Here is a 279-nt window from a genome sequence, read left to right as displayed (position 1 = left end):
CGGCTCGACCGTGAGCGCCGTGCGCACCGCGCCGCCGATCTCGGTCAATTGCTGCTCGACGCGATCCTGCTGGCCGGTCGCAGCCGTGAACGATGCCGCCTGCTGGCGGCGCGCCATTTCGTCGGCGCCTTCAAGCTCAGCCGGAGCGGCTTCCGGCAAGATGGCTTCGCGCACCGGCAACGGACCACGCGGCACCGATGGATCGACTGGCACTATGTAAGGGAATTGCGCCGGCGGCACATAAGGCAGCGTGCCAAGCGGCAAGCGGTAGCCGACCGG

The 279-nt window shown here is 68.8% G+C and carries 1 protein-coding gene; it reads right to left on the bottom strand.

Going from position 1 to position 279, the window contains the following annotated elements; translation table 11 throughout:
* A partial coding sequence (locus EN804_RS36850; protein WP_135922462.1) for a transglutaminase family protein occupies positions 1 to 279 on the bottom strand: 279 nt, incomplete at both ends.

The sequence above is a fragment of the Mesorhizobium sp. M8A.F.Ca.ET.161.01.1.1 genome (assembly GCF_004792105.1).
In the GTDB taxonomy this organism is placed as follows: domain Bacteria; phylum Pseudomonadota; class Alphaproteobacteria; order Rhizobiales; family Rhizobiaceae; genus Mesorhizobium.
Note: the sequence above shows the minus strand (reverse complement) of the source record. Positions and strands in the feature narration are given on the sequence as shown.